General features: G+C 61.6%; 10 protein-coding genes. 4 read left to right on the forward strand and 6 right to left on the reverse strand.

Translation table 11 applies throughout. The annotated features are described in order from the left end of the window. Positions 1-15: 15 nt before the first annotated feature. The 4 genes from B4F27_RS15275 to B4F27_RS15290 form a co-directional block, all read right to left on the reverse strand. On the reverse strand, positions 16-585 hold the full coding sequence (locus B4F27_RS15275) for a hypothetical protein (RefSeq protein WP_286760055.1): 570 nt from the start codon (positions 583-585) through the stop codon (positions 16-18). 46 nt (positions 586-631) lie between these two features. Continuing rightward, the gene (locus B4F27_RS15280) at positions 632-1,099 is read right to left on the reverse strand and encodes a thioesterase family protein (protein WP_286760056.1); all 468 of its coding nucleotides are present in this window, start codon (positions 1,097-1,099) and stop codon (positions 632-634) included. 79 nt (positions 1,100-1,178) lie between these two features. Beyond that, complete coding sequence (gene gatB / locus B4F27_RS15285; RefSeq protein ID WP_005854083.1) at positions 1,179-2,690, reverse strand: Asp-tRNA(Asn)/Glu-tRNA(Gln) amidotransferase subunit GatB; 1,512 nt, start codon at positions 2,688-2,690, stop codon at positions 1,179-1,181. 123 nt (positions 2,691-2,813) lie between these two features. After that, the gene (locus tag B4F27_RS15290; protein ID WP_037964066.1) at positions 2,814-4,127 is read right to left on the reverse strand and encodes a hypothetical protein; all 1,314 of its coding nucleotides are present in this window, start codon (positions 4,125-4,127) and stop codon (positions 2,814-2,816) included. A 206-nt stretch (positions 4,128-4,333) separates the two neighbouring features. Here B4F27_RS15290 and B4F27_RS15295 point away from each other — a divergent pair, with 206 nt between their 5' ends. After that, entirely contained in the window at positions 4,334-5,176 is an 843-nt protein-coding gene (locus B4F27_RS15295; RefSeq protein WP_286760057.1) for a transglycosylase SLT domain-containing protein, read from the forward strand. Positions 5,177-5,196: 20 nt separating this feature from the next. On the opposite strand, the gene B4F27_RS15300 is transcribed toward B4F27_RS15295, so the two are convergent. Continuing rightward, entirely contained in the window at positions 5,197-5,658 is a 462-nt protein-coding gene (locus B4F27_RS15300; RefSeq protein ID WP_074634469.1) for a hypothetical protein, read from the reverse strand. Further along, entirely contained in the window at positions 5,651-8,203 is a 2,553-nt protein-coding gene (gene pepN / locus B4F27_RS15305; RefSeq protein WP_286760058.1) for an aminopeptidase N, read from the reverse strand. The genes B4F27_RS15300 and pepN overlap by 8 nt, the downstream gene beginning before the upstream one ends. 116 nt (positions 8,204-8,319) lie before the next feature. Between pepN and B4F27_RS15310 the strand changes: the two genes are divergently transcribed. From B4F27_RS15310 to B4F27_RS15320, 3 genes are all read left to right on the forward strand, one after another. Beyond that, positions 8,320-8,616: a hypothetical protein gene (locus B4F27_RS15310; RefSeq protein WP_286760059.1), complete on the forward strand. Its 297-nt coding sequence runs from the start codon at positions 8,320-8,322 to the stop codon at positions 8,614-8,616. Positions 8,617-8,729: 113 nt separating this feature from the next. Continuing rightward, positions 8,730-8,888 (forward strand): DUF2256 domain-containing protein, encoded by a 159-nt coding sequence (locus tag B4F27_RS15315; protein ID WP_286760060.1) that lies wholly within the window; start codon positions 8,730-8,732, stop codon positions 8,886-8,888. Between the two features lie 106 nt (positions 8,889-8,994). Then, positions 8,995-10,269, forward strand: a 1,275-nt coding sequence (locus B4F27_RS15320) for a malate synthase G (protein ID WP_286760061.1), incomplete at its 3' end; no start/stop codon positions are given.

Consider the following 10,269-nt stretch of genomic DNA (forward strand, 5'->3'; position numbering starts at 1 on the left):
CGTCACGGTTTGCGGCTAGTCTGCCGTCTTATCCGTCTTTGTCGTTTCCGTTTCGGGGGCCGTGGTGTCTGCCTCGGTCTTCGGGGCGGTCTCTGCGGCTGTGGCGCTTGGCTTGGCGGGCGTTTTCACGGTGGTTGATTTGCGCCGCGACGCCAGCGCGTTCAGCAGGGACGGGGCCACCACGGCGGTCTTGCCGTCGTCTTTCGTTTCGCCATGCTCATCCTCGAAATAGGGCGCGTCGCCTGCGTCCTCTGCTTGGGCGGTTTCAGCTTCGGGCTTGGGCGTGTCGTGCGGGTCGGGCTGCGGCGGGGGAAGCAGCTCTGTAGTGACGGCTTCGTCCTCGGGCTCGGCCTCGCGGAGGCGGCGAAACACCAGCACATTGCGCCACTCTGTCGTGCTGCCGGTCAGGCCCGCGCGTTCGATCGACGGCAGGGTCTCGGCGCGTTGATATTCCCATCCATACCCTGAAAGACCGTTCATAAGCTCTTGCAACGCATGGGAAAAACGCGCTTCTGCCCCTTTGACGTTCTTGGCTTTCAACCCTTTAGTCGGGGCGGGCACAACTTTGTATTCATAGCGTGGCATGACGGCTGGCTTTCAAATCATTACGGGGGTGGGCAACGGGATACACTCAGCGTTTCAGACCAATCTTGCGGCCCGCCTGTTCAGGATAAGGCAAGCTGGCATGGGCTGTCTTCATCGCCTCAAGCCGCGCCATGAGGTCGGCGGGCATGGGGGCCACGCGGGGGCCGGACTGGTCAATGTGCAGCGTCAGCGCCTCGCCCGTGGCGGCAAGCCATCCGTCCGCGTGCCAAAGCTGCGTGAAGGAATGGAAACGTTTTTCATCAAAGTCGAGCAGTTGGAAGGTGCAATAGGTCGACGCCCCTTCATGCAGCTCGCGCAGATAACAGACGTGGAATTCGGCGACATAGGTGGTGTGGCCGGTTTTCTGATACTCTGGCCCGAACCCGATCTGGTGATAGGCATCATCGACGGCGTTATCCATCAGCACCGAATAATAGGCCATGTTCAGGTGACCGTTAAAGTCGATCCATTCGGGCTGCACGATGCGCGGCGATGACCGGAAGGGCGTGTCCATAAATGACCTTTCAGAGGATGTCAGGGGAGAGCGTGGCAAGAAAAGGGCCGGGGTTTTTGGTGAACCCCGGCCCGATGCCCTAGCCGTTCAGTTTTTGCGCGACGATCTGGTTGACCGCTTTGGGGTTCGCCTTGCCGCCCGTGGCCTTCATCGTCTGACCGACGAACCAACCAGCGAGCTTTGGATTCTCGCGCGCCTTGGCGACCTGATCGGGGTTCGCGGCGATGATCTCGTCCACGGCGGCCTCGATCGCGCTGGTGTCTGTGACCTGCTTCATCCCGCGCTCTTCAACGATCACCGCAGGATCACCGCCTTCGGTATAGACGATTTCAAACAGATCCTTGGCGATCTTGCCCGAAATCGCGTCAGAGGCGATCAGATCAATCACACCGCCCAGCTGAGCAGGGCTGACGGGGCTGTCGGTGATGGCTTTCTCGTCTTTCTTGAGGCGGCCAAACAGTTCGTTAATCACCCAGTTCGCCGCCATCTTGCCGTCGCGACCCTGTGCGGTTGCCTCGAAATAGCCTGCGCTGTCCAGATCCGAGGTCAGCACCGAGGCGTCATAATCGCTTAGGCCGAAGTCGTTGATGAAACGTGCTTTCTTGGCGTCAGGCAATTCGGGCAGGTTGGCACCGATGTCGTCCACCCAAGCCTGTTCGATCACCAAAGGCAACAGATCGGGGTCGGGGAAATAGCGATAGTCATGCGCCTCTTCCTTTGAGCGCATGGAGCGGGTTTCCTGCTTGTCCGGATCGAACAGGCGGGTTTCCTGCACCACTTCGCCACCGGCCTCGACAATGGCAATCTGGCGTTTCGCCTCAACCTCGATCGCTTGCTGGATGAACCGCATGGAGTTCATATTCTTGATCTCGCAGCGCGTGCCCAGATGGCTGAAATCCTGCGTTTCCTGATATTTTTCGTACTGACCGGGCAGGCAGATCGACACGTTCACATCCGCGCGCATGGCACCGGATTGCATGTCGCCGTTGCAGGTCCCCAGATAGCGCAGGATCTGGCGCAGTTTGGTCAGATAGGCGGCTGCCTCTTCGGGGCCGCGGATGTCGGGGCGGCTCACGATTTCCATCAGCGCAACACCGGTGCGGTTCAGGTCGACGAAGGACATGTTCGGGTCCATGTCGTGGATCGATTTGCCCGCATCCTGTTCAAGGTGGATGCGTTCAACGCGCACCAGCCGCGCCGTGCCGTCGCCCAGTTCCACCAGCACTTCACCTTCGCCCACAATGGGATGGTAAAGCTGCGAGATCTGATAGCCCTGTGGCAGGTCGGGGTAGAAATAGTTCTTGCGGTCAAAGGCGCTGTGCAGGTTGATCTCGGCCTTCAGGCCCAGACCCGTGCGCACGGCCTGTTCGACACAGTATTCGTTGATGGTGGGCAGCATGCCGGGCATGGCCGCGTCAACGAAAGCGACGTTATTGTTCGGCTCGGCCCCGAATTTGGTCGAGGCGGCGGAAAAGAGCTTTGCGTTCGACAGAACCTGCGCGTGCACCTCCATCCCGATGACCAGTTCCCAGTCATGTTTGGCACCCGCAATGGTGCGCACTTTGGGGGTGTCATAGGTCAGGTCAAGCATGGGGGCACCTTTGGCGTCAGAAACAGAACGCCTTGGTCATAAGACAGGGGGCGGGGTGCTGCAAGAGGCAGGCCGCGCCAATGCGTGCACGGACCGGCCAAGAGGTGCTGCCCAAAGGCGATCTTAGGCAGGCGTGGCCTGTGGCCCCTTGCTGGTGAACACGATCCGCTGCCCCGAGGCGAGCTCGGAACGGAACAGGCTGGTCATCACCTGCATCGCATCCTCGCGGCCGGACGCGGCGAATTTATGCGGCGACCGGATGCGCAGGTTGTTGTCAAAGCCATGGGCGGCATGGGCCCAGATCATCGGATGCAATTCTGTCAGATGTGCACGGATGATCCATTCGGTGCAGGCACCGATACGGGCGCGAATGCTGTCGGCGCGTTCGTTTCCGCCGCCGCCAAAGCTGGTCATATTGGCGCAATAGGCCGCCAGCAGGTTCGCGAAATAGGCGGTGGAGTGATGGGCAAGGATGTCGCGCAAGCCGTCGATGAAATAGTCAACGTCCAGATTGGCGCAGGCCGTATCATCAGAGCAGATCGCGTCAAACATCACCCAGGTATAGCCACCGGCCCCCCAGACATTCTGTACCCGCGCGGCGGTGCGTCGGGCTTCAAGCTCAAGCTCTGAATAGCCGCCGTGATGGCGCGGCAGCAGGTGGTTGCCCAAGGCGCGCATGGGGCGCGGGTTCAGCGGGTTGAGCATGATCAGCTTTTCGTAGCTTTCGCGCAGCCCGCCTTGGTGGTTGAACGGCCCGCTCGCATGGGCGCAGCAGGTGGCCGCGACAAGCGCGCTGGTGGGATGCTGGGCAATGAAGGGGGCGATGATCTCTCCGGCGCGCTCGAAGTGGGCAATGCAGGCGTCGCGGTTGCGTTGCGGCAGCACGTTGCTTTCGCCTTTGCCGCGCCACGCCCAGCCGATGTCGATATGCGCCTGTGCCACGACGCAGGCGACGACGTAATCGTCTTGGTGCTCGTCCAGCACATGTTCGAAATCCTCGATCCCGCTCAGCAAGGCTTTGGCAAAGCCGCTGTCCACGTCCTCGATCGCGTGCTCTGTCGCCATGACCACATCGGCACGGGCACCATAGGCGATCAGCTCGGCCACAGGCATGGACCCGGGGGTGAGCGTGCTATCAGCGTCTGCCGCGCGGATCACCTTTGACAGGGCCGCCCAGTTCTCTTGCCGCACCAAGCCTTGGCCCAGCTGGTGGTTTTCATCGCAAAGACGGTCCTCGGCGGTGGGATCAGGGCAGTCGATGCTGAGCATTTCATGAGGCGAAGGCGGCACAGCATCAGGGCGCGGCACGGCAGTTTGCGCGGCTTTCTGAGGGTGCGGGCGGGGCTCTTGCTTGCGCGGCGTTTGGCCAAGATCGTCAGAATCCAACAGCAGCGTCGGAACGCTTTTGCGTTTGAATAAATTCTTGAGGTGCCGCATCGTTTGTCCAGTCCTATATGAACCCGTCTTCTGCCACTGAAATGGCGGGATAATTAGGCACCAAGATGGCATCGCGATGGTTAGTCTGGGATTTGCCAAGCGTCTGAACGCGGCTTTAAGGCTGAATAATGCCTGATTGTTCAAAGACCGGCGACGATGGCGCGGAACACGCTATGTTGTGCGCGAATACGACTGGGGGAGTAGGAATGTCAGCAAAGATAACAGCACGCCGCAGCGGGATGCGGCGCGGTGGTCTGGGGTGGGTGATTCTCGCGCCGGTGGTGGTCGCGCTTCTGTCCGGTGGCGTGGCACTGCCGCTGGTCGCCGAGACGGTGAATGTCCTGCGCCCGGTGGCCCGCAGCGCGGTCCCTGATCCTGACACTACGCCGCCGACCGCCGCCGCGCCGATTGAACCCGCGCCTGCAGTGCCCGGAGAGGGTGGCACAGCGGGCCCCGACCTTGCGACCGCCGCGCCGATCAATCTTTACGAGGTCTCGCCGCCTGCGCGCAACGGGGTGATCCCGCGCACAAGGTGGCAGCACCGTCGCGGGCATGCGGTCTGGACGCGCACGGCGCTGTCCGCGCTCAAGTCCCACGGCAAGCCTCTGGTTGATATGGTGCCCGCCGACATCGACGACTGGTGCCCGGCCTATCCCACCGCCTCGGACGCGGACCGCAGGGCGTTCTGGGTCGGGTTCATGTCGGCGCTGGCGAAACATGAGAGTACGTATAAGGCCCGCGCGGTCGGGGGCGGCGGTCTGTGGTACGGGCTGCTGCAGATCCTGCCTGCCACCGCGCGCGGCTATGGCTGCAACGTCGGCACGGGCGCGGGGTTGCAGAACGGGGCCGCGAACCTGAGCTGTGCGGTGCGGATCATGGCGGTCACCGTGCCCCGTGACGGGGTGATCTATGGCCGCGGCGGGCGTGGTGTCGCGGCGGATTGGGGCCCGTTGCGCAGCCCTGCGAAACGTCGGGACATGTCGCGCTGGCTGAAGCAGCAAGCCTATTGCAAACCACTGGATGCGACGCGCCCCAAGCCGCGCCCCTGAACGCGCCGCCCGTGGCCGGCCTAGCCGCGCAGGCTAAAGTGGTGCCGCTGCGTGGGGACGCCAGCGGCGTGAAGCGCGTGATCGAACGGGCGGTGCGGGGGCATGGTATCGGGGGGAATACGCAACCGCTGCCCCGAGCGCAGCACCACCGTCGCGCGTACAGAGAGGTCCAGCCGCGTATCAAGGCGGATGTGGTCGATTGTGTCGAGCGGGATCGTGACCTTATCCTTGCCCCGCTGCCAGACCAGCGCCTGCGGGGAGAGGCTCAGGCTGGCGATGGGGTTCGTCGCAAGATCCCATAGCGCGGGCAGGGTGAAGAGGGCGACGATCGCCAGTATCACAGGGGACGCGTCAATCACGACATAGGCCGTGACCAGCGCCAGCCAGACAGCCGCGACCACCAAAGCGGTCCAAAGGCTGCGACCCGCACGCCGGTGGTGGAAGGTGCCCCGCGGCGGGACACCTTCGGCGGCATCATGCACCGCGGATACGTGTCAGCATTTCGGTCGTGTCACGCGACAGGCCGGGCTGCGACAGGATGCGGTCCAGCTCTGCCTTGATCATGTCCTGACGGTCAGTGTCATAGCGTTTCCATGTCTGGAAGGCCGAACACATCCGCGCAGTGGTCTGCGGGTTCACCGGATCAAGCTGGATCAGCCAATCGGCAAGCAGACGATAGCCCGCCCCCGAAGCATGGTGGAAGCCCGCGTGATGCGCAGCAAAGGCCCCCAGCACGGCGCGGAAGCGGTTGGGGTTCTTCCAGTTGAAGTCAGGGTGTTTGGTCAGCGTCTCGACCACCTCGTGGGCGTCTTCGGGGTCGGCTTCGATCACCTGCAGGCCGAACCATTTGTCCATGACCAGACGGTCCGCTTTCCACTGTGCCTCGAAGGCCTCGACAGCTTTGTTGCCGCGACCGGCGCGGACCAGATTGGCCAGCGCGGAAAGCTGCTGGGTCATATTGTCGGCCGCGTCATATTGCTCTTGCGCAAGCACGCCGTCGTCATTGCGCGTCAGCAGTGACAGGGCGGCATTGGACAAGGCGCGCTTGCCCGCCTGTCTCGCGTTTGGCTCGAACGGGGCGTCGACGGTGTGACGGCGATAAAGCGTCGGCAACAGATCGGCAAAGGCGTCGGCCATCGCAGCGCGGGTCGCCTCGGTCGCGGCATAGATGATGTCGGGGTCTGGGGTGTCGCCTGCCTCTGACAGCGCGCGCGCCAGATCGGATTGCGACGGTAGCCCCAGCATCAGCGCGCGATACGCCGGATCAAGGGTTTCATCCCCGATTACCGCGCGGATACCGGCCAGCCAATCCTTGTTCGGGGCCTTGCCCTCGCGGATCATCCCAAGCAGCGACCCATAGGCCAGCATGCGCCCCTGTTCCCAACGGTTGAACGGATCGCTGTCATGGGCCAGCAGATGCGCGCGATCTGCGTTCGACAGGTCTTGGGTCAGCACCACCGGCGCGGAAAAGCCGCGCAGCACGGATGCCACAGGGCGCGTTCCCAGATCGTCAAAGACAAAGCTTTGTTCGGCCTGCGTCATTTCCAGCACCGTGGTCTCGTGCACCTCGTCCCCGTCCTGACCGATCAGCCCGACAGCGATCGGCAGCACATAGGGCTGCGGGTCGGCGGTGGCCGCGCTGGCGGGGGTGTGTTGCTTGAAATGCAACGTCAATGTGCCGTGGTCCCAGCTTTCCGTGACCGACAGCTGCGGCGTGCCCGCTTGGGAATACCAGCGCTTGAACTGCCCCAGATCGCGGCCTGTTGTATCCTCGAACACCTGTAGCCAGTCTTCGATGGTGCACGCCTGCCCGTCGTGGCGATCGAAATAGAGGTCAAGCGCTTTTGAATACGCCGCGTCCCCGACCAGCAGCTTGAGCATGCCAATCACCTCGGCCCCTTTTTCATAGACCGTGGCGGTGTAGAAGTTGTTGATTTCCTGAAAGCTCTCGGGGCGCACGGGGTGGGCCAGCGGGCCTTGGTCCTCGGGGAATTGGCGGGCGCGCAGGTCGATCACATCACCGATCCGCTTCACCGCGGCAGAGCGCATGTCAGAGGTGAACTGGCTGTCGCGATAGACCGTCAGCCCTTCCTTCAGGCACAGCTGAAACCAGTCACGGCAGGTGATGCGGTTGCCGGTCCAGTTGTGGAAATACTCATGCGCGATAATCGCCTCGATCCGTTCAAAGTTCATATCGGTCGAGGTTTCGGGCGACGCGAGAACGGCGGAGGAGTTGAAGATGTTCAACCCCTTATTCTCCATCGCGCCCATGTTGAAGTCATCCACGGCAACGATGTTGAACAGATCAAGATCGTATTCACGACCATAAACGTCCTCGTCCCATTTCATACTGTCTTTCAGCGCCTGCATCCCAAAGGCGCATTTGCCTTCGTCACCGGGGCGCACATAGAGGTTCAGGTCAACCTTGCGGCCTGATTTCGTGGTAAAGCTGCCGGGATGTGCGACCAGATCGCCCGCGACCAGAGCAAACAGGTAGGCAGGCTTGGGCCAGGGATCATGCCATTCGGCGGTATCCTTGCCGCTGCTGACGGGGTTGCCGTTGGACAGCAATACCGGATGTGGTCCGTTGATGGTCACGGTAAACACTGCCATCACATCGGGGCGGTCGGGGTAATAGGTGATCTTGCGAAAGCCTTCCGCCTCGCATTGGGTGCAATACATGCCGTTCGACATATAAAGCCCCTCAAGCGCGGTATTGCCCATCGGGTCGATCTCTACCTCCGCTTCCCAGACGAAGGGTGCGTTTGGCACATCGCAGGTCAGCCCGTGGGGCGTCACCTCGGGCGAGACGGGCGTGCCATCAATCGTGGCCGAGACGAGCGATAGGTTCTCCCCGTGCAGAAAGAACGTGTGGTTGCTTGCATCGGGGTTGGGGCGAAAGGAGATACGGCTTTTGACGCGGGTCTTGCGCGGGTCCAGATCGAAATGCAGCGCGACATCGTCGATGATAAAGCCATAAGGCGTGTAGTCGGCCAGATATATCGTCTGGGGGGCAGCGTCGCGCATGTTTTTTCCTTCTGTTTGGAACCAGATGTCCAGCGCTCAAGTTAGTCTTGCAACACGGCACCTGCAAGGTCGCCACCCGAGAAGATCAACTTTCACCGAACCCATCGGAGGGCATCATGTCTGCACCCGACACAAATATCGACAAACAAGAGAAACAGCACAAACCCGCGCTGCTTGGCGTCAAAGGCGCGATGATCTTCGGCATCGTGATTACGGCCATTCTTGGCTTCATCCTGATCGACAACGGTCGCGAAGACCGTCAACCCGCTGCCGAAGAAAGCACGCAGGCCATTACCACTGACAGCACCGTCCCCGCGGTGACCGAGGAAGACACCAGCGGCGCAACACAGGCGGACGATACCAACGCAGCGCCTGTTGATCCCGTCGCTCCGGGGACAAACGAAAGCAACTGAGTTTTATAAGCGCTTTTAACGATTGAAGATTTAATGATTTTGGACGGCAGACCTTGGCGACAAGGCCTGCCGTTTTTTATGATGATAGGGATTATCCGGGGGGGTAAGACGCAATGGCGAAGATGCGCAGGAAAGCAGATCTGCCGACCAAAATATGCCATAGCTGCGGGCTGCCCTTTAGCTGGCGGCGCAAATGGGCGCGCGATTGGGAGACGGTGAAATACTGCTCTGACCGATGCCGCAGGGCACGGGGGGCAGTTGGCGCTCGGTAGGGGCTGCATTGGTAAGATGATTTTACCAATACATGTTGCTCCACGAGGGGATACCTTCTAAGTCTTGTCGCAAAGCAAATTCCACGCGAGCGACAGGAGCTATGAGATGACACAGCGTACCGACAAAAACGGCCTTCAGGTTGCCGCCGAACTGGTTGAGTTTATCGAGGGTGCAGCACTGCCCGGCAGCGGCATCGATGCGGGAACGTTCTGGGCGGGGCTCAGCGATCTGGTGCATGACCTTGGCCCCAAGAACCGCGCGCTGCTGCAGACCCGTGAAGATATGCAGGCCAAGATCGACAGCTGGCACAAGGAACGGGCCGGCCAGGCTCATGATGCGGACGCCTACACAAGCTTTCTACGCGAGATCGGGTATCTTGTGCCCGAAGGTCCCGCGTTCGAGATTGACACAAAAGGCGTCGACCCTGAAATCGCTCAGGTGCCTGGCCCGCAGCTGGTGGTGCCGATCACCAACGCCCGTTTTGCCCTGAACGCCGCCAATGCGCGGTGGGGCAGCCTGTATGACGCCTATTACGGCACCGACGCTTTGGGTGATCTGCCGCAGGGCAAGGGATACGATGCGGACCGTGGTGCACGGGTCGTGGCGCAGGCCAAGGCGTTTCTGGATGACGCGGCCCCGCTGGCGTCAGGCAGTCACGTGGACGTAACGGGGTATGCCGTGGTTGACGGCGCGCTGACACCTGCGTTGAAAGATCCGGCGCAGTTTGTCGGCTACCGTGGGGACGCAGCCGCGCCCGAGGCGATCTTGCTGCGCAACAACGGGCTGCACATCGAAATCCGGATCGACGCCGCACATAACATTGGCAAGACCGATCCGGCAGGCGTGGCGGATGTGCTGCTGGAATCCGCGATGTCCACGATCATGGATTGCGAAGACAGCGTCGCCGCTGTGGACGCCGAGGACAAGGTCGTGGCCTATGGGAATTGGTTGGGGCTGATGAAAGGGGATCTGTCGGAAACCTTCGAGAAGGGCGGCCAGCAGGTCACGCGCGAGATGCACGGGGATCGCGACTATACCGCACCAGACGGCAGCGCGCTGACGATCAAGGGGCGGTCGCTGATGCTGGTGCGCAATGTCGGCCACCTGATGACCAACCCCGCCATTCTGGACCGTGACGGGCGCGAGATTGGCGAAGGGCTGATGGATGCCATGGTCACCACGCTGATCGCGATGCACGATCTGCAAAAGACCGGGGGCATGCGCAACTCGGTCGCGGGATCGGTCTATGTGGTTAAGCCCAAGATGCACGGGCCCGAGGAAGTGGCCTTTGCTGATGAGATATTTACCCGCGTGGAAACCGTGCTCGGTCTGCCTGCCAATACGGTCAAGCTGGGCATCATGGATGAAGAGCGCCGCACC

The sequence above is a fragment of the Sulfitobacter sp. UBA1132 genome (assembly GCF_002311545.1).
GTDB classification, from domain to species: domain Bacteria; phylum Pseudomonadota; class Alphaproteobacteria; order Rhodobacterales; family Rhodobacteraceae; genus Sulfitobacter; species Sulfitobacter pontiacus.

Excerpts from the sequence above, each read along its gene's own strand:
- B4F27_RS15275 (WP_286760055.1), bottom strand. The coding sequence starts at position 585 with ATGCCACGCTATGAATACAAAGTTGTGCCCGCCCCGACTAAAGGGTTG.
- B4F27_RS15280 (WP_286760056.1), bottom strand. The coding sequence starts at position 1,099 with ATGGACACGCCCTTCCGGTCATCGCCGCGCATCGTGCAGCCCGAATGG.
- gatB (WP_005854083.1), bottom strand. The coding sequence starts at position 2,690 with ATGCTTGACCTGACCTATGACACCCCCAAAGTGCGCACCATTGCGGGT.
- B4F27_RS15290 (WP_037964066.1), bottom strand. The coding sequence starts at position 4,127 with ATGCGGCACCTCAAGAATTTATTCAAACGCAAAAGCGTTCCGACGCTG.
- B4F27_RS15295 (WP_286760057.1), top strand. The coding sequence starts at position 4,334 with ATGTCAGCAAAGATAACAGCACGCCGCAGCGGGATGCGGCGCGGTGGT.
- pepN (WP_286760058.1), bottom strand. The coding sequence starts at position 8,203 with ATGCGCGACGCTGCCCCCCAGACGATATATCTGGCCGACTACACGCCT.
- B4F27_RS15310 (WP_286760059.1), top strand. The coding sequence starts at position 8,320 with ATGTCTGCACCCGACACAAATATCGACAAACAAGAGAAACAGCACAAA.
- B4F27_RS15315 (WP_286760060.1), top strand. The coding sequence starts at position 8,730 with ATGGCGAAGATGCGCAGGAAAGCAGATCTGCCGACCAAAATATGCCAT.